General features: G+C 52.8%; 16 protein-coding genes. 9 read left to right on the forward strand and 7 right to left on the reverse strand.

Going from position 1 to position 22,645, the window contains the following annotated elements; all coding sequences use genetic code 11:
• The first annotated feature begins 250 nt into the window (after positions 1–250).
• From FYZ48_RS09810 to FYZ48_RS09835, 6 genes are all read left to right on the forward strand, one after another.
• Entirely contained in the window at positions 251–1,696 is a 1,446-nt protein-coding gene (locus FYZ48_RS09810; protein WP_149339842.1) for a hypothetical protein, read from the forward strand.
• A gap of 534 nt (positions 1,697–2,230) precedes the next feature.
• A complete protein-coding gene (locus FYZ48_RS09815; protein ID WP_144985973.1) occupies positions 2,231–2,404 on the forward strand; it encodes a Flp family type IVb pilin in 174 nt (57 codons plus the stop codon).
• 639 nt (positions 2,405–3,043) lie between these two features.
• The gene (locus FYZ48_RS09820) at positions 3,044–3,595 is read left to right on the forward strand and encodes an A24 family peptidase (RefSeq protein ID WP_145440228.1); all 552 of its coding nucleotides are present in this window, start codon (positions 3,044–3,046) and stop codon (positions 3,593–3,595) included.
• A 292-nt stretch (positions 3,596–3,887) separates the two neighbouring features.
• Positions 3,888–4,934: a Flp pilus assembly protein CpaB gene (gene cpaB / locus FYZ48_RS09825; protein WP_145040589.1), complete on the forward strand. Its 1,047-nt coding sequence runs from the start codon at positions 3,888–3,890 to the stop codon at positions 4,932–4,934.
• A gap of 153 nt (positions 4,935–5,087) precedes the next feature.
• On the forward strand, positions 5,088–6,881 hold the full coding sequence (locus FYZ48_RS09830) for a type II and III secretion system protein family protein (protein ID WP_149339845.1): 1,794 nt from the start codon (positions 5,088–5,090) through the stop codon (positions 6,879–6,881).
• An 85-nt stretch (positions 6,882–6,966) separates the two neighbouring features.
• Positions 6,967–8,181 carry an AAA family ATPase gene (locus FYZ48_RS09835; protein WP_149339847.1) on the forward strand — a complete coding sequence of 405 codons (1,215 nt, stop codon included), beginning with the start codon at positions 6,967–6,969 and terminating at the stop codon, positions 8,179–8,181.
• A gap of 14 nt (positions 8,182–8,195) precedes the next feature.
• On the opposite strand, the gene FYZ48_RS09840 is transcribed toward FYZ48_RS09835, so the two are convergent.
• Positions 8,196–8,528 carry a hypothetical protein gene (locus tag FYZ48_RS09840; protein ID WP_149339849.1) on the reverse strand — a complete coding sequence of 111 codons (333 nt, stop codon included), beginning with the start codon at positions 8,526–8,528 and terminating at the stop codon, positions 8,196–8,198.
• 161 nt (positions 8,529–8,689) lie between these two features.
• Positions 8,690–9,178, reverse strand: a complete 489-nt coding sequence (locus FYZ48_RS09845; RefSeq protein WP_149339851.1) for a DinB family protein — start codon at positions 9,176–9,178, stop codon at positions 8,690–8,692.
• Between the two features lie 200 nt (positions 9,179–9,378).
• Here FYZ48_RS09845 and FYZ48_RS09850 point away from each other — a divergent pair, with 200 nt between their 5' ends.
• Positions 9,379–10,797: a bifunctional folylpolyglutamate synthase/dihydrofolate synthase gene (locus FYZ48_RS09850; RefSeq protein WP_149339860.1), complete on the forward strand. Its 1,419-nt coding sequence runs from the start codon at positions 9,379–9,381 to the stop codon at positions 10,795–10,797.
• Between the two features lie 114 nt (positions 10,798–10,911).
• Here the strand turns inward: FYZ48_RS09850 and FYZ48_RS09855 are convergent, their stop codons facing one another.
• From FYZ48_RS09855 to FYZ48_RS09870, 4 genes are all read right to left on the reverse strand, one after another.
• Positions 10,912–13,104 (reverse strand): hypothetical protein, encoded by a 2,193-nt coding sequence (locus FYZ48_RS09855; protein ID WP_149339863.1) that lies wholly within the window; start codon positions 13,102–13,104, stop codon positions 10,912–10,914.
• 77 nt (positions 13,105–13,181) lie between these two features.
• A complete protein-coding gene (locus FYZ48_RS09860) occupies positions 13,182–14,957 on the reverse strand; it encodes a hypothetical protein (protein ID WP_149339865.1) in 1,776 nt (591 codons plus the stop codon).
• A 97-nt stretch (positions 14,958–15,054) separates the two neighbouring features.
• Positions 15,055–17,205: a type IV pilus assembly protein PilM gene (gene pilM, locus FYZ48_RS09865; protein ID WP_149339867.1), complete on the reverse strand. Its 2,151-nt coding sequence runs from the start codon at positions 17,203–17,205 to the stop codon at positions 15,055–15,057.
• Between the two features lie 195 nt (positions 17,206–17,400).
• Positions 17,401–17,736 (reverse strand): hypothetical protein, encoded by a 336-nt coding sequence (locus tag FYZ48_RS09870; RefSeq protein WP_149339870.1) that lies wholly within the window; start codon positions 17,734–17,736, stop codon positions 17,401–17,403.
• A gap of 145 nt (positions 17,737–17,881) precedes the next feature.
• On the opposite strand from FYZ48_RS09870, the gene FYZ48_RS09875 reads away from it, so the two are divergent.
• Both FYZ48_RS09875 and cmk read left to right on the forward strand, forming a co-directional pair.
• Complete coding sequence (locus tag FYZ48_RS09875; protein WP_149339872.1) at positions 17,882–20,797, forward strand: glycoside hydrolase family 38 N-terminal domain-containing protein; 2,916 nt, start codon at positions 17,882–17,884, stop codon at positions 20,795–20,797.
• 3 nt (positions 20,798–20,800) lie between these two features.
• Positions 20,801–21,463 carry a (d)CMP kinase gene (gene cmk, locus FYZ48_RS09880; protein WP_149339874.1) on the forward strand — a complete coding sequence of 221 codons (663 nt, stop codon included), beginning with the start codon at positions 20,801–20,803 and terminating at the stop codon, positions 21,461–21,463.
• A 30-nt stretch (positions 21,464–21,493) separates the two neighbouring features.
• Here cmk and FYZ48_RS09885 read toward each other — a convergent pair whose 3' ends face one another.
• Positions 21,494–22,624 (reverse strand): hypothetical protein, encoded by a 1,131-nt coding sequence (locus tag FYZ48_RS09885; RefSeq protein ID WP_149339877.1) that lies wholly within the window; start codon positions 22,622–22,624, stop codon positions 21,494–21,496.
• Positions 22,625–22,645: the final 21 nt, after the last annotated feature.

Consider the following 22,645-nt stretch of genomic DNA (forward strand, 5'->3'; position numbering starts at 1 on the left):
CTTAAATCATGTTGTACCTAAGCCTAGTTCACGATTCGGTCACTTCGTCGCTGGGATAGAAGACGCTGTCTTGCGGATTTTGAAATGCTTCCGGTTCTATCGATTTTGCCGACTCTCGTGCCCGTCCCCGCTGAGGATGTTGTCTTCAGGCAACATTTTTTTCAAAGCATCTGCAGCTTACAGATTTCAAACTATGTTTTGGGTACGTGATACTCCGTCCGCGGATCAAGATAGAAATGGTGTTAATCTCATGAATGGTCATAAGCGAATCGAACTGCCCTGGCAAATCTGGCAGGCCATTAAGAGTCAGCAGCTGCCGCTGATCTCGCTGGCGCTGGTTGTGCTGGTCAGCTATGGCGCTGCTCTGACCTTTGATTTTGTCAACTGGGATGACCCGTGGTACGTGATTCACAATCCGCTGATCAAGAGCTGGCAGCCCGAAAATCTGCAGCTGGTCGCTACAAAAGTGGTGACGCGAAACTATGCGCCCCTCACCGTCTTTTCGTTTCTGGTTGATCATACACTCTATGGTTTGTGGGCCGGTGGATATCATCTGACGAACATTCTACTGCACCTGATCAATGTGGTCCTGGCTTATCTGCTGGTCACCCGACTCAGTGGGAATCGAATGGTGGGCTGGGCGACGGCGGCGGTCTTCGCGATTCATCCCGTGCAGGTTGAAACCGTGGTCTGGATCTCTTCACGCAAAGGGCTGCTGTCCGGAGCGTTCATCCTGGCTGCGCTCTGGTACTGGCTGAGAAAGGAGCGGACACTCGAACAGAATACCTGGGGATTTGTCTGTTTCATTGGGGCTTTGCTTTCCAAGGCACTGGCAGTCGTCGTGCCGTCGATTGTCTTCTGTTACGACTACTGGGTGGCAAAAGTTCCCTTCCGGGAAGCGGTCAAGCGACAGATCTTTCCCGGCTGCTGTGCCCTGCTTTTACTGGTGATTACCATGCTGGCACAGACGAGTGAACTGGGGGGCGTGCGCGACCACTTCGGGATGAGTAAGCTCGAAATTCTCTCTGTTGACAGCGTAATTATGTCCAAATATGTGCAGATGCTGATCTGGCCTCAGAGCCGTTCGGTGCTGTACGACCCGCCTGTCTCAGGCATTGGTCAGTTAGTACTGTTGTCGGTCGTCTGCTGGCTGATCGCAGCGGCGCTGTTTGTGCGGATGGGCAGACGAAATCCATTGATCCTGTTTGCGGGAGCTACGTTTTTGCTCCTGCTGTTACCGGTGCTGAACCTGTTCCCGATCACAACATTGATGAATGACCGCTATCTGTATCTGCCCTGCATCCCATTTTTTGCACTGCTGTTCAGCGGCTTGTATCAGTTTCTGGAGCAACTGAAAATTCGTGTGATTATCGGATATTTTGGCAGACGGCGTGTGTCCGGTTATCTGGTGCCTGCTGTGTTTGGTGTTCTGGCGCTGGCACTCTTCACGCGTTTCAGTCTGCAGACCTCGCACTACCTGAGTGTCTGGAAAAATGGCATGAACCTGTGGCAATATACCGCGCAGCAGGTGCCCCAGTTACCCGTCGTGCAGATTCAACTGGCGAACAGTTATCACCAGCGGGGAGAGTCCGCAGAGGCGGTCGAGATCCTCAAGCGAGCCTTGCGCGACACGCATCCGGATCGGCTGGACCGCGAACGGATAGAGCAGAAGCTCCAGGACTGGCAGGCAGAATAACGCTCCTGTGGAGATGCTCCGTAGACCTGCGAGGGCAAGATTGCTTTCTCCAGCCAAATTAGCGGTTTGCGACACGAAAATAATTTCGAGTTGTCGATTCTCAACAGGCAAAAAACAGACGCTATCCCGGCAGCGGTTTGCGCGGACTTGAGTGTTTCTTTTACGAAACCGGTAAATATTATCCAAAAATCTTTTCTTTCTCTGCTTGACTGTTTTAACCCGTGACCTAGGTTTAGGTAGCAGAAGTTTGATCCTGAAAGTGAAACGGATCAGCTCTGCAAAACAAGTTTGACATCATATCGGAAAGAGATTTCCGTTTTCATATGAGTTCAATCTACACCAATATTTTCTGTGAACATTCTTTGTTTACAGAATTCAGCTCTTCTAAGAGGGGGCATATTGGACGCTTCCTGCGAGGACGTCACTCAGGGAGGCAATGTTTCGGGTGAGCTGTGGTTCATTACCATGGCTTGGTTGTTTTGTCGATGCATGTGGTTCATGACTCGACTCCAATTGGAAAGAAAGAGAGCAACAATGAAGAATCTGACAAAGAGCATCAAGAATTTCCTGGTATCAGAAGATGGTCCTACAGCTGTTGAATACGCTGTCATGCTGGCTCTGATCGTCATCGTTTGTCTGACTGCCATCCAGGCTGTTGGTACAAACGCCAATGCGAAATTCGAACAGGTTCGTGACGCGTTGACCTAATCGAGGCGATCTGTATCGCAACGAAACTACGAGAAAACCGCTCAGTCGAACCATTCGGCTGAGCGTTTTCTTGCGTAACGGGACACTGAAATTCAGGGCCTCAGCCTGCCCCGGCAATGAAATCCCCATGTGTTTCAATCACTGTTAAAAATCAAGGAGAGTGCAGTATGTTTCCGTATTATTTCGATGCCCACGCGGGAGCAGTTCTGGAATTTATGATGATGATTATGATGGTCATTGTCTGGTTCACTTCACTGCTGACCGGCAGCCGCATCTAAAGCCCGATCAAAAAATAATGGCACACTGTCAGACCAGTCTCGCAGACTGGCCGGTGATTCTGCCGTCGATTGTCTTAATAATCCGGCGTTTCAACAGACAGTGTGACCTTCTCATGCAGGCCCTTCAGTGGCGTGGAAAAACCGTTGTTTTTTCAAGATATTCCCTGCCCTGCCCGGTCTGTGACCTAGACTGAATAATAAGCATACAACTGATCGCAGCTCAGCTCCTCTACTTCGAACGGTGGTGGAACTCACAGAAAATGAGACTTACCTGGGCTGTGAAATTTACTGACAAGAACTATCCCTCAGGAAATGTGTTCAACCGCATTTCACTCAGAATGAAATAAGAAAGGCCAGATTGATGGATTGGCATCAGTTACTTCTCGAGAATTGGCATGTTAAGTTTGTTTCCATCGTCTTGATTTACGCTGCTTACATTGATGGTAAAGAACTGCGGGTTCCGAACTGGATTACCTATCCGATGGTTCTCTCTGGTCTGGTCTACATGACCTGGACCGGTGGTTTGGCTGGCCTGGGCTGGGGACTGCTGGGGATGGCTGTCGGACTGGCTACCCTGCTCCCGCTGTATAGCGTTGGTGGCATGGGCGCGGGGGATGTGAAACTGATGGCCGGCATCGGTGCCTGGCTGGGGGTGAAAATCACCTTCTATGCGTTCTGTGTGACAACCGTTGTGGGAGCCGTGATGGCTGTCGGCATGGTGCTTTACCGTAAGAGCTTTTACAAGCACCTCGGGCAGGCAATCGTGATCCTGGACGAATGGCGTTCCGTGAAGAACCCACGGGAACTGTCGCGGATTGCTAAAGAACGCAAGCCTACCATGTACCTGCTGCCTTACGGGATTCCGATCTGCATCGGATCGATCGCTTACTTCTTCTATGCCGGCCTGCTGTAAGACTGGCTGATTTGAAGTCTGCGAAAATAGATAAAACAGGAGTTGTGGACCTCTTCGGTTGTTATGCCGAAGAGGTCGCTCCAATCGGAATGATTATTTTAAACGATAAAATCGTTATAAATTGAAGCGAACGCTCTCTGAGTGCCGATGTTGACCATGATGACAGAAGTTCTTTCTGTTTAACTGAGAAAGCAGTTACCCATCGGGTCAGTCACTTCGATTCACAGTGCTCCTGTGAGCCTGTGAGAAACATGAGTGTCGCTGATGTGTTTCTCTTTTACGGGTGACAGAAATGAAACTGAAGTCATTGATGATGTTGGTAGTCGCAGTTGGCTGTGGTTTAGTTGCGATGTTGGGCGTCCGACAGGTCCTGAATCGGGATAATCAAAAGGAAGAGGTCAAACGAGCAAATGTGCTGGTGACCATTTCCGAGATTGCTCCCGGGACACCCCTGACGGAATCCAATGTGAAATTTAAATCATGGCCCATTGATCAAATACCAGAAGGCTCAGTTACAAAGCTGGAAGAATATAAAGAGCGCTCAATTAAAACCCGGGCCGTTCCTGGCGAAATCGTGATGAAAGCGAAGCTCAGTGAACAAGGTGTAAGGGGCGCATCAGTTGAGATTCCAGAAGGAAAACGGGTCTTTACAACATCGGTCGATATGACCAAAACACACAGTGGTTTGATACTCCCGGGTGACTTTGTTGATGTGTATGTGACATTCACGGCGCGAAAGCAACAGGGGGGATTGTCGACCATCACTAAAGTAATTCTGGAACGCGTCAAGATCTTCGCCACGGATCATCTCACTGACGTTGGTGGAACCGAAAGCAATCAGGTCAAGTCCAAGAACATATCATTACTGCTCTCTCCCCGTGAAGGAGCAATTCTGAAACTGGCTGAGAAAAAAGGAGAAGTTCACCTCGCTCTGCGGTCGCAATCAGATGATTCCGACACTGAGGACGTTCAGTTTGACGATCAGGAACTGGCAGAGGTCTTTTCAATTGATGGCAGTGAATATCTGCAGGATGATGAAGAGACACAGGGCGATGTAAAAGAAGACAAACAGCCTGTTGCCAAGAAGTCACAGGAGAACACGAAGTCGGCAAAAGAGTTTCTCGATCAACAGCAGGAGCCTCAGATGATGACCTCTGCTGAAGTCGAAGTCGAGCCGATGGAAGAAGAGAAGAAAATGTGGCAGATTGAGATTTATTCAGGTGAAGAAAAAATTGTTCAGGAAGTGGAACTGCTGGAAGAGGAACTGAGTGACCAGCAGGCAGCTCTGAAAAATCTGTGGGATTCGTTTACGAAAAGACAGAAACAGAAAATCAATTGAAGTGTGACCCCCTGCTCTGCTTCACCAGACAGGGGATCGCCCAGACAGGCAGGATGGCCTGGCAGGCACAAACTGATAACCGATTCTGAGTAATACCAGGGCCCTCTTCAGGGGGGCACTGGTTGACTCAATTGTTAAAAGCAAGGGGCACGGATGCTGGCCTTCAACAAATTCTTCAAAGTTCATGGACTCTCACTCTGTCTGGCGCTGGTCTTCAGTCTGATCGGTGCCACGGCGTATTCTCAGAACGAACCACCCGTTCCACCCGTTCCGCCCGGAGCCAGTGAGCCGGTTGTCCAGGTTTCATCCGAGCAGATGAAACTGGAAGTGACCGAAAAGTTCTCTAAGATTCTGAAATTTCCCGGCAAGATTAAGCGTGTCGACGGCTTCGACCCCACGGTTTTGAATGTCACCGCACTGACTCCCAACGAGATTCGAGTGCAGGCTCTGGTGCCAGGTGTGACCACTCTGGTCATTACTGACGAAAACGGAAAGATCTATTCTGTAGAAACCTTCGTCAGTGGCGATGCCCGTCACCTGCAGGCCTATCTTAAAGAGCTCTTTCCCCGCTCTTCCGTCACCGCAATCAAAGTCCAGGATTCGGTTGTGCTGCGAGGCTGGGTGACTGAGCCTGAAGCGATTACCGAAATGGTCGAAATCGCAGAACAGTTTTTTCCCAACGGCGTTTTGAATCAGATGAAACTGGCTGGTGTGCAGCAGGTTCTGCTGAAAGTCAAAATCATGGAAGTGCAACGTTCCAAGATTCGGCAACTGGGCGTGAACTGGCTGTTCCTGAACCAGAGCGGATATGTTTACAGTAACCCGGGGTCACTGGTACCGTTAACAGGGATTTCCGTCCCCTTCGGCGGTCCACCTGCTCTGACAGCTTCCCAGCAGCTGCTGGGGAATGCCACTATGGGCTTTGGTCTCGTTGGCGATAACAGCATCTTCCAGGCCTTCATCGAAGCGTTAAAACAGGAGGCCTTACTGAAAATTCTAGCGGAACCAGAACTGGTTACCACCAGTGGTCGCCCTGCTAACCTGCTGTCTGGTGGTGAATTTCCGATTCTCGTACCTCAGAGTCTGGGGACGGTGACCATTGAATGGCGTGAGTTTGGTGTTCGCATGGAAGCAGTTCCCATCGTACTGGGAAATGGACGTCTGCGACTCGAAGTTCAACCTGAAGTCAGTGAACGTGACTTTTCTAACGCGGTACAGGTTTCCGGAACTACGGTCCCCGGTCTGACTGTGCGGCGGGCCAATACTGCTGTGGAAATGAACTTTGGTGAGACCATGGTCATCGCTGGTCTGATCTCCAGCCGAAAAACGGCAGAGACTTCCAAGACTCCCTTCCTGGGCGAACTACCTGTCGTGGGGGCTGCATTCCGCCGGGTACGGTATACGGAAGGCGAAACGGAACTCGTGATCATGGTGACGCCGGAACTGGTCTCGCCGCTGAAATCGGGACAGATTCCTCCGGGAGGACCGGGGCGGTTCACCGCGACACCAACCGATCGCGAACTGTATGGAGATGGAGTGCTGGAAGTTCCCAGTTATGGAGACAAATGTCCTGACTGCCGCTATTCAGTGCCTGGGCCGATCAGTCCTGAGTCTATGATGCAGATGGAAGATAATGTACTGCCACCCGCTTCCCGGTCGCAGATGCCGCCTCCCCCTGCCCCACCGACGATCCAGTCTGAGGTGATTCATAAGCCAGCGATGTCTCCTGAGGAACTGAAGGCTCTGCAGGAACAGCAGAAGATGCAACAGGCTCCCGCGAAACCAGTCGCCGGCGCTCAGGGGATGAAAGTCCCTGACCTGACCGAGGGGAAGCAGGGACAGTGGAAGGCAAAGCAGAAACCGGGAAATCCCGCACCAGCTCCTAAACCGGGGACTTTAAGTACACCACCCAAAGGACAGCCTGGTTTAATTGGACCGGGGGGCTAGAAAAAATTTAAAACCCGCCCCGCTCTGATTCGATAATAGAGTAATCAGAGGGAAGAATTAATACCTTAAGCAGAAGTGATCACTTATGAGTGGAGTAGTTCGACTATCAATTATTGATCCGAATGAGGCGACGCGCAATGAGCTGAAAAACATGCTGATTGGTGTCGATATGGTCTGGCTCGAGGCTGAGTGCAGTCGATATGAATTCTTCACCGAAGTGGTCTCACAGACCAAGCCGGACATTGCTCTGATTTCTCTGGATGCAAATCCTGAACTGGCACTGAACCTGATTGCCCAGGTGACCCGTGACCTGCCCAGTTGCAGTGTTATCGTGGTCAGCAGCTCGCAGGAAGGCAGCCTGATCCTGCGTGCCATGCGAAACGGGGCCAAAGAGTTCCTGGGCTTCCCGCTGGTACTGGAAGACTTCCTGTCTGCGCTGAATCGTATCCAGATCTCTTCGGGAAAATCAGAAGGTGGCGAGCACAAAGCGCCTCGTTCCAGTCAGGTCATTACCGTGGCTGGAGTGAGTGGCGGTGTGGGCTGTACTTCACTGGCCATCAATCTGGCCTGCTGTCTGGCGAGCAACGAACACAACAGCGTTGCGGTGATTGACCTGGATCTCGCACTGGGAGATACGGATGTCTGGCTGGATATTATTCCCGATTACACAATTCAGGATGTGGCAGAGAACATTTCCCGGCTGGATTATTCGTTGCTGAAACGATCATTGACCAAACATAACTGCGGTGCGTTTCTGTTGCCACGGCCCGTGCAGATGGATATGTCCACCCAAATCAATACGGACGTACTCAGGCGAATTATTGCCCTGCTGCGGGCTACATTCACCCATCTGGTGATCGACGTCAGCAAGAGCTATAACAGTCTCGACCTGGCTGCGATGGAACTTTCCGATTCCGTTTTATTGACAGCACAGCTGGACCTGCCCTGCTTACGGAATGTGGTACGTCTTTCCCAGTTCTTCGACAACCATGATCAGATTGCTGACAAAGTGAAGGTGGTCATGAATCGTCTGGGGCTGGAAGATACACAGATCAGTATCAACAAAGCCCTGGAAACGATCGGTCGCGAGATTTTCGCGCAGATCCCCAACGATTACGCCACAATGGTTGAATCCCGAAATAATGGAGTTCCGTTGGTTCTGCAGGCCCCCAAGGCCAAGCTGACCCGCAGTATTATGCAGCTGGCTGCACACGTGGGTGGAGACAGCCTGACCCATGATGAAGACTCAGCCGCGAAGAAGAAAAAGAGTCTCTTTGGGTTCCTGAATCATTCCAAGTAGGTTGCCGAACACCCTCAGGCATCCAGGTCGAGGTGTGTTCCGAGTGTGCCGTCTGCATCGGGAGTCCGTCGCGGATGCTCTTCTTCGCTCTGCTGGTCCTTACCAGGTGGGTGTTCCTGAACATCGCCTTCATCATAACCCAGAGGCATGCGTCCGTCGGCATCGCGGTCTCCGGATTTGTCAGCGTCACCGACATCATGTAGTTGGTGATCGGTGATCTCTTTCTGGGTGATCTCACCACTGCGTTGCGCCGAATCAGACTTCTGTTTTTCGGCTGTGGCATCACTACGCTGGGCCCCCGCGAACGAGCTGTTAATATTGACGGCTCCGGGATTGATCGAACTCATGATCACTGATCCTTCAACTGAAAGAGGTGCAAAGGCTCACTTCAGGTGGAATCTCTTCAGCAAAAATGTCCTAGTATCCAGACCGTAATGTCGGTGGATACCAGGATATTGTCAATAGCGATTCAGCTGCGTCCTGCTCTGTCGGAGGACAGTTCTGGAAATTACTGTTGCGCTTTCCATGAGTTCAGTGTTAAGTGGGCCTGCCCCTGATGGTGTGGCTCATGCCAGCAGAGAATCTGTAACGCCATCTGATTGGTCCAGCCACGCTCGCTCAATCCTGCGGGAACCGTCTCCAGATCAGCTGCGGTGATCTGCGAGATCGCATCGAGGACATTTTCCCGGGATTCGCTCAGTACCGAACGAATGGTGTCGATCGAGGGGATTTCGTCGCTGGCGTTACTCCCCTTCTGGTACGAATCGAACCATTGAGTGAGGGACGAATCCGTTGAGCGCAGACGCTGTGAGGCGAAAAGCTCCTCCGTGATGCCCAGATGCATAATCTGCCAGGCGATATGTGCCCGTCCGGGGCCAGGTCGGAAGGTCAGCGCGCTGGTCGGATCGGAGAACTCACTGATTTCATCCAATATTTTTAAGGTCATGGCCCGGTTAAACTTGAGCAGTTCGGGGATCGTGGCGATATCGATACTCATTTTCTGTTCACCCTGTTGTTCTGACGGTGTGGCGGTTGTGAAATTCTTTGCTGGATTGTATACCTCACGGTCTACATCGGAAAAGGGGCTGACTATAATATCAGCCAGAAGTGAACAAGAATCGGGATTGTGGTTGAACTGACTGGAATCCTGAGAGTGAACAGATCAATTTTCAGCGTTAGATAAGGAAACTGCCTGACATGGGAGTCTTGGCAGAAAGATACCAGCAGAGCCTGGACTTTCTATTTGGTCGTCTCAATTATGAACGGATGGGGAGCAGCAAGTATTCCACCCAGGATTTCAAATTGAGCCGAATGGAGGAGTTATTGAATCGTCTGGGGAATCCTCAGAATCGGGTCCCCACGATTCATGTCGCCGGAACCAAAGGAAAAGGTTCTACTTCGGTAATGATGGCAGAAATGCTTTCAGCAGCCGGCTATCGCGTGGGACTGTTTACTTCTCCACATGTGACGCGCTACGAAGAACGGATTCTGGTCAATGGCCAGCAGCTGGAGCCGGAAGAACTGGTAGAGCTGGTAAGTGAGCTTTCCCAGGTCGTTGTGCAAATGGACCAGGCAGAGAATGGTCTGAGCCCGACATTTTTTGAGCTGACGACCGCTCTGGCCTGGATGCAGTTTGCCCGTCAGTCGGTTGACTTCGCGGTCATGGAAGTCGGTCTGGGAGGTCGACTGGATTCGACGAATGTCTGTTCGCCTCTGGTGACAGTCATTACGAATATCAGCTACGATCACACCGCTCTGCTGGGCAATACAATCGAACAGATCACCCGTGAAAAAGCGGGGATTATCAAAGCGGGGATTCCAGTCTTCAGTGGTGTCACCCAGCCTGAGGCGATTGCCGTGCTGGAGGAAATCAGCCAGGAGAAACAGGCTCCGCTCTATTTAATGCAGCGGGATTTTTCCGGAACGTCAGTGGAAGCAGCTGAAGTGCCGGTACTGTCTGCGGCAACCGGGCTTCCCTGTCAGCAGGTTGAAGTGCAAACCCCCTGGTCCAGGCTGGAACAGATTCCAGTGAGCCTGCTGGGGGCGCATCAGGCAATCAATGCGACTCTGGCGGTGACCGTTCTGGACTATCTGCGTCAACAGGGAGTCGAGATCCCGTTGGATCTGTTACGTAAAGGGATGGCAGACCTGAAATGGCCAGCCCGCATTGAACTGGTGCAGAAGCAACCTCCCGTTGTTCTGGACACCGCACATAATGGCGCGTCGATACAGGCTTTGGTTGATACACTGTCGGCCGGTTTTACTGAACCGGACCGGGTGCTGATTTTCGCGGTCACGCGGGACAAGGATGTGCAGGAGATGCTGAGAGCACTGCTGCCTCATTTCCAGACAGTGATCCTGACACAATATCTTTCCAACCCGCGGCGGATTCCTGTAGAGGAACTGCATGAGATCACTCGATCGATGCAAGAGGAGATCGGGGATACGTCTGAACTGGTCGTGACTACCAGTCCCGAAGCCGCCTGGTCGCGCGCCAGATCAGAAGCGACTGATAAAACTTTGATCTGTGTGACGGGTTCGTTTTTTATCGCAGCAGAGATGCGGGAACTGCTTCTCGGTAAAACCGATGAAGTGCTGCTGTCCGGAACCTGTTAGGTTCCCCGTGTTCAACTGCCCCTATGGTACGCTCTCTACCGTAATCGTACGCGCAGAAAAAAAGGGAAGCAGCCTTGAAGCCACTTCCCTTTGGTATTTCCAGAACACGAGAGATTACGGTCCGACGCGAATTGGATTCCGTTTCCGTTTGTTCTTCTTGCTCTTCTGCGTGGGAGCCATCATCTCAGCTTCGATTCCGGCAAAGTCAGCACTCATGCCTTCCAGACCGAAATCCATACCATCAGTGGGGGCTGTTTCACGGGCTTCGGTAGCTTCCTTAACCCATTCGAGACTCTTGCGTTCCCGACCGAAGCGGGTTTTAACAGTTTCGTAGTCACGTGAAGCGGCTGCTGGCAATGAGGTTTTCAGATTGCCGAAGTTATCCACGATAATGGCTTCTGCATCGATGGGCAGATTGCCGCGTGTGTTTGCCGGCAGGTTGAGGTCCGGGTGGTCTTCCAGACGAATGGAAGGTGAAGCCACGGCATCGACCAGGTAATTCTGTGTATCAAATTCGACGGTTGCTTTTTCGTCGAATTCTTCTTTGGCAACGTCGTACAACTCAGCGACCTGCTCACCACCGATCTCTTCACCCACTGCTGTTTTCAGGACAGAGTGAATCGTCGTTCCGGTTTTGGGGTACCACTGGAAGACTTCGAAGTTCGCCGTCTTGCCGTTGATGCCCCGAGGAGGCCGGACACTTTCCAGATAGTAGTGCACGTCTTCTTCAGCAGTAACCGCAGCGGTTTCGTTACTCCAGGGAGTCATACGGGTTTCCCCTTCAGCGACAGCCGGCAGGACCACTTCTTCGATGGGACGCTGGTAGTTTGGATTTCGCACGACCAGACGGACGCGATATTTGTAAGTCGCTCCGGGGGTGAGATCAAAGTCGAAGTAACGGAACAGTAACAGACGACCTGCAGCAGATACGTTTGCTTTCAGTTTCTGAACGAATTTCTTCTCATCGAACGCCTCACCGGGACGCTGCTGTCTCATGTCATCGACCATACCACTGAAGACGTTGTCCATGGCTTCGGGCTGGCTGCCGTACATGAAGTCGCTGCGAATGCCACGCATGTCAAGCTGCAGGGTGGAGAACCCTTTCTGCTTTTCTTTGAAGACACGTTCACTCGCATGTGTTTTCTTGTACTGATCCAGGAAGCGACGATTGATTTCCAGTTCCTGTTCGATTTCCTCCTGGCTGAGGGTGAAGTTTTCAACACGGGGGTGTGTAGCGACCTTGTACCAGAATCCAGCGATACGGCTGGGGAGTGGCATGGTGAAAACCCGGTCGGTAATACCCGTATTGACGACTTCGGGATCGAAATCAGAGCTTTGATTGAGAGTATCAATGGCTACATCGATATCGACTTTTTCCCAGGGACCAGCCCAGGGGTCTGCACCGGAGACGGCCTTCTTGCGTTCCAGTTCGAAATCGAGAAATTCCAGCAGTTTGCCGGTCTGCATGTTCTGTAGAGAGTAGGCATCGCCCAGTGAACGCTCCAGTTTATCCTGCTGTGTGGCCAGGTCGAAGACACCGCGGACGGCAACAAACCGCAGACCACGTCCTTCGCGGGCCGGGCCAGCCATTCCCATGCCGCCCATCCCTTCCGCGCCCATCATGGCAGGGTCTTCCGGCAGTGCGCCTCCGACCATTTCGGGAGCAACCATTCCCGGATCATAACCACCAGGACCAGCGGCCATCATTTCAGCTTCGCCAGGAATCGCACCGAAAGTCAGACCAGTGGGAGAGCCGGGACCGCCCATGCCATCCATGCCCATTCCGGCAGTCGTAGTACGACGCTTGAATTGATCATATTCCGGTTCATCCGGTTTCGCTTTTTCAGTTTCGGTACCAGACTCTGAACCTTCCACTCCCTCTTCTGTGGTTGCATCAACAGGACGAGTCATCATGATGAAACGTCCATAAGAGGCGACCAGGTCTTCCACGGGGAGCCAGTCCACTTCTTTGGCGCGTTCTTTTTTAGCGTAGATCTGATAATCCAGTGGGGTAGAAAAAGCATAAGGCGAAGCTTCGACGCCATCGATCATCAGCTTTTTCACTTTTTCCCGTAAGTCATCCTGTTTGAGGAATTCTTTCCGTTTGTCCTCAGGCCACTGGCTGTTAGCCACCATGGACTCAGAGGTATCCACCTTCTGGATTAACTCCTGTGGAGTCCGTTGTTCGGTCGACCATTTGGAGGTAAAGATGGCGAAGAGTACAAACAATGCAACGAAGCCCAATACGATTTTTTCCGCATGGTTCACTGCAAATTCTTTGTAATTCATTCCTTTGAGATTGGACATCAGGTTTTTCACGGGACCTTCTCCGTTAAGTGAGTTTTACTGTCTCTGATTAACTTCAGGTTCAGATCAATCTTATGTTACTGGTTTCCAGCAGGTTCAGCAGGTGTCTCGTTCTGCGGTGACGGCTGGGATGTATCTGGTTGTGTGCCTGCACCAGGTTCTGCTGCAGGGGGGCTGTTATTACCGTCCGCTGGCTCTGCGGGAGTATCTTCCTGAGCTGCGGGGGGCGCTGCCGGTTGACCCGGTGCCGTGCCTGGAGTTGCCAGGCCCGAGGCTGGAGGTTGACCGGGAGCCGCTGGAGTATCTGTTGCGGGTGCTTCTGTCGCAGCAGGATCGCCTGGCTGCCCTTCAGTTGCTGCACCTGCTTCTCCGGTAGGTTGCTGATTTCCATCAGTCTGTTCTGCTACTTCAGCACCTTCGGGTGGTACATATGGTTTATAAATCGTCATCAGTCCGGCGACAGTGACGACTGCCAGTTCCGGGTCATTCATCGCTGCATCGAGCAAGCTGCGGTTTTCTGCACCGGGTTGAAGACCGGAACCAGGAACGCCACCGGCTTCCGCTTCCATTCCAAAACCGCCAGACACGCCTGCACCAGGTAAGCCAAAGTTATCGTTGCCAAAACCAGATTCGGCACCGAAGCCTCCTGCAGCACCGGAGCCTCCCATGGCACCGCCCCGCATGGCTGCACCGCCTGCGTTGGCGACGATCGGCTGCATGTTGTCCGAGTACATCGAAGCCATCTGGACGCGAACAATTTTGGTCGGCCAGGGCATGCTGCTCAGGGATGCCAGCAGATCCGGAAGTTTGGAAGACTGGATAGTTGCTTTGAGATAAAAGGCGCGCGTTTTATAGGGGAGGTCTTCTTCCTCATTATAGTAGCGTTTCAGGTTTTGGGACTGGCCGCCCATGCCTCCTCCCATACCACCGGGTACCATGCCCATGCCTTCGGCGGACATGTCTCCACCCATATCTCCTTCTCCCCCACCGGCGGAGCCGTCGACGTTGTTACCAAAGATCTTCATTAAGTCCATATCGACATCGATGGAGAGTGTCCCATCGCGGCCGCCGTCCATGCCTGCACCGGGACCAGCACCACCGCTGCCCCCGCCAAACATGCCCCCGCCACCGGCCATCATTTCGGGATCCATGCCCCCCATTCCTTCCATGTCGCCGCCGGCCGGAGCACTGCCGTCATCACCGGGAGTTCCGCCACGCAGTTCCAGGACGGAAATCTGTCGTACCGGCGATTCGCTGATGTTGGCTGCACCTTTATTGACTTTGGCGATTGCTTCCAGAATGGATGTGACCAGCCAGACATCTTCCTGGGCGTTCCACATCTCTTCAGATGTCGGAGGCAGTGTTTTCCATTTATCCAGGGGAACGTGAGGAATGGTATTCGGCGAAAGCTGAACCAGTCCTGTGCCATCGTTGATGTCAAAGGGATTGGCGGCTTTATGTGCACGGAGGATTTCAAATTTGTAGGCACTACGATAAAGGTTACGCGGTACACGGGTGATCTCACCCCGGTAAGGGGTGTCTGACATCAGAGGTGTGATTTCCGGCGGCCAGACAAAGAGTTCTTTTTGCTTTTCCCAGACGAACTTATTCGACTCACCGATATAGCTCTCTTTCTTCTTGTTGATTTCCCGCAGTGCACTGGACCAGGTCTCGTTGGGAGGATTCGGCTGAATCTGGGCATCGGTAAACGCCTTGTCGATGGCGGTTTTACGCTCATCGATTTCTTTAGCCAGACTTCCCGTTGCCATACTCCAGCCTACCACGGGCAGGATGAGGGCGATGAACAGGATGATCCAGAATTTATGAGTAATCAGAGGTTTCAATTTATCCATTGGGGTTTCCTCTACACTCCGAAGAGAATCAATTTATTTTCAGTTTTACTTGTAGTTCAAAATCCGTTGTCACAAAAGTCGAATCCGTTTTCGCGGATCAGGCGGGAGGAGCCTCGCCTTCAGCGCCGGGGGTCTCTCCCCCTTCTCCTTCAGCAGCCGGTGCTTCGGGTGGATTTTCTTCTCGCTCCAGCACTGGAATTGGTTGCCAGACGAACTCCAGCGTGAAGGTGGTCTTCTTCAGCGGGATGACTTTCGTTTCTTTCTCGGGACGTGGTCGCGGGCGAACTCCCGGACGTCCCATCGGACCCATTGGAGACGAACCGAAGCCGACATCCTCTCCCGGAAGCGCCCCCATGCCTGGCTGACCGCCTCCCAGTCCCGCGAAACCACGGCCCATACCACCGTCCATGCCGCGCATCCCGGGTGGTTTACCGTACGGATAGTACTGGAAGGGACGCACTTCGTCTTTGAGAATGACCGCATGAGAAATTCCCATTTTGCGAACATCTACGGGTTGCGAATTCGGGTTTTTGACAGTCCAGGACTGCAGGTTCTTGAGTAGTGTTTCATGCACGTAGAGTACGCCGACATCAGTTGTCGGTTTGGATTCATCGTGATGGTAATGCACGCCGGTCAGTGTGAAGACGTAGCCTTCACCTTCGGGTGGCTTTTCTTTATCAATAGGTGGCAACAGCGATTTGGCCTGCGGAGAGAGTTTTTCAAACCACTGGGCCAGATCTTTGTGATGGGTGACTGTGATACCGGGCAACTTGATGCGGTTGCTCTTGGCAATCTGTTCGTTGTCGATTTCATCGCCGACATCGCGTGGCAGACATTCATCAATGGCCTTGTAAACTTCCAGCCAGTTCTCGCGCGAATCGAGATTCCAGACCAGTTTGTTACCGTTTTCGATCAGGGTTGTGAATTCCCCGGCAGCGGAGTCATAGCTGGATTTATAGCCCGAGACCTGTGTGGTGAGGTTATTGACTTTCGTTTCTGCTTCTCCAAAGCGATCTTTGCTGACCGAATTGGCAACGTTGCTGTAACCGACGGCTGAAATACAGAGGCCGACCATCAAAGCGGCAGCACTGACCACCGCCCATGGTTTCTTGCGGCGGATTTTACGAGCCGTCGCAATTTCCGGTGGCAGAAGCGTGGTGCGAATCATGGTCTGCTTGAGTGCCTGCAGGGCGATCCCGTAGGGCACTGTGAAAGTCAGGATGTTGTCCTGGAACAGGGGTTCGTTGAGGACGGCATCGCCGACCAGCCCCTGGAAGTCATCCAGACGTTCAACTTCGTATTGCAGGTTCTGCTGCAGGAATTTCTGCAGACCGGCGAGTTTGAAACCATTGCCGGTACCGTAGACCTTAGAGATCTTGGCTTCGCGGTTCACACTAGAGAAATATCCGATGGAACGCTGGATTTCCGAGACGTATTCGTTGAACACGGGACGCAGCGCCTGGAAGACCGCACGGGGATCTTCGGAGCGGGTGGCATTACATTTCAGGTGCTCCGCTTTGGCGAAGGTGAGTTTCATTTCCTTGGTCAAAGCACGAGTGAAGTGGTTACCGCCGATGGGGACGTTACGGATCCAGATTTTGCTGCCGTTCGTTACCATCAAGGTGGTACTGTCGGCACCCATGTCAACCACGATGGATGACTCTTCCGGGTTGCCATCGTAATCGGCATCGACCCGCATGCCGAGTGAGTCGTAGCAGAGTGTGTTATACAGACCCAGTGGTGCGATCTGAATCAGTTCCACTTCGACTTTACGATCAACGAACGGCTTCAGGGTTTTGAGGACCTGATCTCGTTTCATGGCGAAGATACCGACTTCGGCATCCAGCATGTAGCCCCCTTCTTCGATACCGCCTCCCAGAGGCTGGTAATCCCAGATGACATCTTCCAGGGCGAAAGGGATCTGCTGCTTGGCTTCGTACTTGACGATTTCCGGAACACGGTTGGCCTGAACCGGCGGCAGCTGGATAAAACGGGCCAGTGAAGTCTGTCCCGGAACGCTGATGGCAATCACATCTCCCTTGATTTCATTACGGGAGAGGAATGTATCCAGTGCCTGACTGATCAATTCTTCGGGATCTGCGTCGGGCTGGCTGAGAATTTTCGGATGCGGGATATAGTCGAAGGCAACCGCAATAACCTGGTCGGCCGCTTCGGCATACCGTAGTCGGATGGCCTTCAGTCCGGCCTGTCCTATTTCAATGCCCCAAACAGCTTGATTTTCTGCCATGTGTCTGGTTACTCCTGCTTTCTGGTGGAACTGGAACCAGTACTACCAGAGTGCTTGCGAATCGTGTTGCGAAATTGAATGTACGAAGTGAATTCCCGTCACCTGGATGAGAGAGCTTGTTCAGGCGGACGGAAGAATCTGATTTCAGTCATTTCTGTAGAGACAGGTCAGGAAAAAATCGATAGCGATAATTCCCTAACATAAGGCTATCACAGGGTTTTGTATAAAGTCAATGAAATAACGGGTTTTGCCATCGAGTTCATCAAATTTTATCAGTCTGCTCCCTGCAACTGGAAGCCCGGAAAAGCGGTTTAACGATGCTCTTTTTGGGCCTCTTGAGTGACCTTTTATCTGCCTCTCGAAATGTTGGACGGATGCTTCTGGGCGAAAAGTTCCCGCAAACATCATTTTTAGTACGATTTTTCCAGATTTTTTGCTGGATTTCATCCACAGAATCAGGTTAGTCGCTATGAGATGTGGTCTGTGAGCGGGTGAAACGGGGCTGTATTTAAGTATTGTTTCAGCATGCATTTGGGATTTCTGACCCCTGTAGGAATCAGCACTATGGATACTCGGAACCAGTTTACGTATGCTAATTGTTGTGACGGTTTGTGCCGACACCAGGCCTGCCGCGTAATCTCATAAAATTATATCTTCTGTAAAGTATTGCAGTGAAATGACATACAATGACATTGTGATATTGATTCCGTGCCACAGTCTGGATGACTTCCCGACAGAGCTCGATGAAAAAGAGGCGGAAAGCCTGCTGAATGCCTTTGCGGTTGCCTGGCATCCGGAACTGTTGGCAACAACCCGGGTGATTCCGAGCTGGCACCGTTCTGATGAGCCTCCGCAGTTTCTGACTGATCGACTGTTGCTGGTCCCCAAGACGGCGGAAGACTGGCTGCCTTACGGCTGGATTGAAGAGGCTGAGTCAAACGGAGCAACCGTTGTCAGTGGCAAAATCCAGCGTGACGAATATACCGAGGCGGCCTTAGCCCCCCTGCACTCCAGCGAGGAGTCGAGTGAATCTGAAACAGGGAATTTTGCTTCGCCGTCAACAGTCGGGTTGTCAGCAGATCTGGTCGCTGATTTTTACGCACTCGGTTTCTGTTATATTCAGCTGGAACTGCTCACCCGCTGTATGCACCATTTCAGTAGCCTGGATGAAGCTACGATTCAACGGGAAGCAATTGCCGCCGCCGATGCCGCACTCGCTCACGATGAAGAAGCTGCCCGGGCGCACCTCAAGGCCTGTTTCGAGGTGTTGCTGGAAAACCGCGAACGGTTCTATCCCATCGACTGTTACCTGATTGACCTCTGTCTGGTCGCTCCAGAATGGGCCAAGGAGAGCTTTAAAGAGGCGATCGAAGACGAGCAACCTCTGAACATCCTGATTACGGCGCAGGATCTGGAGACCATTGCGGAACAGAATCCGGACCTGATCACGGTCTTGAAAAAGAGCTGTGATAACAGGGAGACGGAAGTCATCGGTGGTGAGCGGGAAGAGATCGCCACCCCTGTGATTGCGGTGGAATCGCTGATCTGGCAACTCCAGGCTGGTTCAGAGAAGATCCGCGAACTTTCAGGACGGGCACCGACGACCTGGGCGCGACGACGGTTCGGACTGGCTTCCCTGCTGCCGATGCTCCTGCATCGATCGGGATTCCATTCAGCCCTGCACCTGGTTCTGGATGACGGGATTTATCCGGATTACGAACAGAGCAAGATTCACTGGGAAGGTGCAGACGGCACCATTCTGGATGCCTACTCCCGGATTCCGATGTCAGCCGAAGGGGCGGCGAGCTATCTGCGATTCCCTCAGCGAATGGCGGAGTCGATGGAGGAAGATCAGGTCGGGGCATTGATGTTTGCCCGCTGGCCGGATGTGAAATCGCCCTTTTATCAGGACATGAAACGCATTCATCGCTACGCGCCGGTATTAGGTAGCTTCGTCCTGCTGAATGACTTCTTTCAGGATACCGAATCTTCAGGGCGGCATTCTTCCTATGATGCGCGAGAGTATCTCTCTCCCTTTTTGAGCCAACTTGTGGCGATGCGGAAGCCGGACCCGTTGAGTCGTTTCATTGACTGTTTTCAGAGACACGACGAGTTTATGGCGGGGCGCTGGTTTCAGACAGTGGCCCAGGCAATCTATGGGAAGCCGATTCAGGAACCATCTTTATTAGAGCTGGAAGCAAAGGTTGAAGACGCACACCCGGACGCTGAGGAAGAGACGATCCAAGGTGCACGTGCAGCACTGGAGGGTTTCCGGGAAGCGGGGGTCAAAAAACTGGCCGACATCATTCTGCAGGGAGCTGACTCATCGCAGTCCGGTGTGCTGCTGTTGAATTCACTTTCGTTTAACCGGCGTGTCGTTGTCGATCTCCCTGATTTTCCCTTTGAACCGGAACCGCGGGATTACATCAAGGCGACTCAGTTCGATGGGCAGCGCAAACAGGCGGTGGTGGAAATACCAGGTGCGGGATTCGTCTGGCTGCAGCCCGGGAAGAAGCCGGCACCGGCGGTTAAGAGTCATATCCCGATTGGTGAGCCCCTGCTGTTACGCAACGAATTCTTCGAAGTGCACATCCATGAAGAGACCGGCGGGATTGCGCAGATCAAAGAGTATGGTCGTAAGCCTAATCGCCTGAGTCAGCAGTTGTCATATCGTTTCCCCTATCAGCGGAATATTCCCCGCCCCGATCCCCTGGGGGACTGGGATGAGAAAACACCCTATGCTGCTGTCCGAGGTGTGAAAGCCGAATTGACCTGTGCCGGACCCGGAATGGGCGAAATTGTCACCACCGGCGAGCTGTATGATCAGGTCAGCGACAGCCCCCTGGCGACGTTCCGACAGACATTTCAATTGTGGCGGGGACGTCCGGTACTGGATGTGAAAATCGAGCTGGATGTGCAGGTACAGCCCGAAGGAAATCCGTGGGACCATTACTATGCGGCCCGTTTTGCCTGGGGAGACAGCACGGCGTCTCTGACGCGTTCGCTGCTGGAAAGTGCCCACGCGTTTCAGGGGGAACGCTTTGAAGGCCCGCATTATTTTGAAATCGCCGAAGGCGAGGAGCGGGTGACGATTCTGAATCACGGGTTGCCCTTCCATCGCAAAACCGGTCCCCGCATGCTCGACAGTATGCTGGTGGTCGAAGGAGAAACCAGGCGCGAGTTCCAATTCTCGATTGCCCTGAACCAGAACTTCCCCATGCAGCTGGCTCGAAATGCGATGGTGCCGGCAGCTCAGTATGCCAGTCCCGCAGGTCCACCGAGAATGGGAGACCAGGGGTGGCTGTTCCATGTGTCGGCCAGTAATGTGCAGATCACCCGGGTGATGGATCTTAAACACGATGAGCTGCGCCCCGAGGAATCACGGAAGGGTTTCGCCGTACGTCTGCTCGAAACGGAAGGCGTGCATCGTTCAATTAAGCTGCGTTGTTTCAAATCTCCCGTAAGCGCCCGGCAGCGTGATTTTCAAGGGAAGACCGTTGTGGAGCTCCCCGTGGAGGAGGATGCGGTGCTGGTCGAAATGTCGCTGTATGAAATTGCCGAGATCGAAATTTTCTTTGAGGAGTCGAACTGACAGATGATCGTGACGATTGATGGTCCTGCAGGATCGGGTAAAAGCACCGCAGCGCGGGGGCTGTCTCAGCGGTTGGGTTTCGAGTTCCTGGATACCGGGGCCATGTATCGTTGTGTGGCGCTGGCGGTCCTGAACCAGGGCATCGATCCAGCAGACTCACAGTCCGTCGGCAACGTCAGTCAGCAGATTCGTATTTCTTTTGCTGACGCGCATGTGATTCTGAACGGAGAGGATGTCACCCAGGCAATTCGGACTGCAGAGGTCTCGGAAGCGGCGTCAAAGGTCGCACAATATCCTGTGGTTCGGGAAGCACTGGTGGATTTACAGCGACAGGCGGCCGAGGGGGTGAATATTGTCAGCGAAGGCCGCGATCAGGGGACGGTGGTGTTTCCAGATGCACTTTGCAAGTTCTTTCTGATTGCCGACCCCGAAGAACGTGCCCGGCGCCGCTTTGATGAAATGCAGGGACAGGATCAGGAGATTACCCAGGCAGAGATACTGCAGCAGATCCACCAGCGCGATCAGCGGGATGAAAGCCGCACCGTCGCCCCGCTAAAACCGGCCGACGATGCGGTTGAAATCAATACATCTCAGCTTTCAATCGAGGAAGTTCTGGATCAGCTTGAGCAGACCGTTCGTGAGCGTCAGGCTGCTTCAGCCGAGTGAATGCCGCGCAGATAACGGTTGAACCTGTTACTAGAACATCAGAGTCAAAGTGGCAGTCGTGCGGCTGTCGAGCAGATCTTTTCTGTTGGACAGCGGGAATTCCCAGGCAGCGGCGAATGACAGACACTTATTGAAGCGATAGTCGGCACCAAATGCGAATGTCAGGACGTTGTTTCCAGCGACACTGGACGAACCCAGGTTGATCCAGTCGCCTCCTTCGATATTCAGAGGGAGAGCCTGGCCACTTTTGGTGTAGACGATGCCGTTTAACTCAGCCAGTGCAGAGAGTTTGCTGGTTACGGGGTGGTCGTAATGCACGCTGTAGTAAATCGACTGTGATTCTTCAGCCGTATCTCCGGGAACGTGATAACCGGTGGAGGCGATAAGGTGCCCGCAACCAATCTGTTTACCGATCGACAGGTACGGAGTCCAGACACTGTCGCCATTCCCCTGGAAGACGCGTGAACTGCCGTTAGTAGCTTCGTAAATCAGTCCCCCCGACAGCAGGAACTGGTTTTCCACATCGCGGACCAGAACGTATTTCAGTCCCAGGCCGATGTCAGACCAGCCGGTTCGGTTGCCGATGCCACGTGTCTGCAGGGTGTTGTAACCATCTTTGACGGCGATGACTGAGAGGCGTTCGTTGAGCGCGACTCCCAGCTGAAGTGCGTAAACCTGCAGGTCCCCTGCCCCCAGAACCGGTGTTTGGGAATCGATCATCTGATTGATGAAGATGCCCCTGACATAAGTCAGCGAGCGGGGATCGATGGACCAGACCGGATTGCTGACCGGCATCACGAAGTCTTCGAAACAGCGGTCGCTGGGAAAGCGATTCAGCAGAGGAATGCGATCGCAGAGAGTACAGGTCTGGCAGGATTCACAGCTGCAGACCGGAGTCTGGCAATTACAGGTTCCACAGTTACAGCCCGTTCCGCCAGGACAGGCGGCAGGCTGCGCAGTAGGTGCGGTAATGGCTTCGACCTGGGATTCCAGGGGGAGTTGCGCTGGAGTTGCGGGATCTGTCAGAGAAGGTGCCGGCGCAGGTTCGAGTTCACGAAAGACTTCTTCAATGGACTTGGGTGCTGCTGGTTCTTCGGCGAAAATTGCCGATCCGCAGATGTGGATAACGAGCGTAGAATAGAAAACCAGCGCGAACCTCATTTCTTCCCCCTCCTGAAAATG

The organism is Gimesia chilikensis, from assembly GCF_008329715.1.
Classification (GTDB): domain Bacteria; phylum Planctomycetota; class Planctomycetia; order Planctomycetales; family Planctomycetaceae; genus Gimesia; species Gimesia chilikensis.

What these genes read in the sequence shown, in the direction of transcription:
- FYZ48_RS09830 (WP_149339845.1), top strand. Translation starts at nt 5,088, where the DNA reads ATGCTGGCCTTCAACAAATTCTTCAAAGTTCATGGACTCTCACTCTGT.
- FYZ48_RS09840 (WP_149339849.1), bottom strand. Translation starts at nt 8,528, where the DNA reads ATGAGTTCGATCAATCCCGGAGCCGTCAATATTAACAGCTCGTTCGCG.
- cmk (WP_149339874.1), top strand. Translation starts at nt 20,801, where the DNA reads ATGATCGTGACGATTGATGGTCCTGCAGGATCGGGTAAAAGCACCGCA.
- FYZ48_RS09835 (WP_149339847.1), top strand. Translation starts at nt 6,967, where the DNA reads ATGAGTGGAGTAGTTCGACTATCAATTATTGATCCGAATGAGGCGACG.
- FYZ48_RS09885 (WP_149339877.1), bottom strand. Translation starts at nt 22,624, where the DNA reads ATGAGGTTCGCGCTGGTTTTCTATTCTACGCTCGTTATCCACATCTGC.
- FYZ48_RS09855 (WP_149339863.1), bottom strand. Translation starts at nt 13,104, where the DNA reads ATGTCCAATCTCAAAGGAATGAATTACAAAGAATTTGCAGTGAACCAT.
- FYZ48_RS09820 (WP_145440228.1), top strand. Translation starts at nt 3,044, where the DNA reads ATGGATTGGCATCAGTTACTTCTCGAGAATTGGCATGTTAAGTTTGTT.
- FYZ48_RS09815 (WP_144985973.1), top strand. Translation starts at nt 2,231, where the DNA reads ATGAAGAATCTGACAAAGAGCATCAAGAATTTCCTGGTATCAGAAGAT.
- FYZ48_RS09850 (WP_149339860.1), top strand. Translation starts at nt 9,379, where the DNA reads ATGGGAGTCTTGGCAGAAAGATACCAGCAGAGCCTGGACTTTCTATTT.
- FYZ48_RS09875 (WP_149339872.1), top strand. Translation starts at nt 17,882, where the DNA reads ATGACATACAATGACATTGTGATATTGATTCCGTGCCACAGTCTGGAT.
- FYZ48_RS09845 (WP_149339851.1), bottom strand. Translation starts at nt 9,178, where the DNA reads ATGAGTATCGATATCGCCACGATCCCCGAACTGCTCAAGTTTAACCGG.
- FYZ48_RS09810 (WP_149339842.1), top strand. Translation starts at nt 251, where the DNA reads ATGAATGGTCATAAGCGAATCGAACTGCCCTGGCAAATCTGGCAGGCC.
- cpaB (WP_145040589.1), top strand. Translation starts at nt 3,888, where the DNA reads ATGAAACTGAAGTCATTGATGATGTTGGTAGTCGCAGTTGGCTGTGGT.
- pilM (WP_149339867.1), bottom strand. Translation starts at nt 17,205, where the DNA reads ATGGCAGAAAATCAAGCTGTTTGGGGCATTGAAATAGGACAGGCCGGA.
- FYZ48_RS09860 (WP_149339865.1), bottom strand. Translation starts at nt 14,957, where the DNA reads ATGGATAAATTGAAACCTCTGATTACTCATAAATTCTGGATCATCCTG.
- FYZ48_RS09870 (WP_149339870.1), bottom strand. Translation starts at nt 17,736, where the DNA reads ATGCATGCTGAAACAATACTTAAATACAGCCCCGTTTCACCCGCTCAC.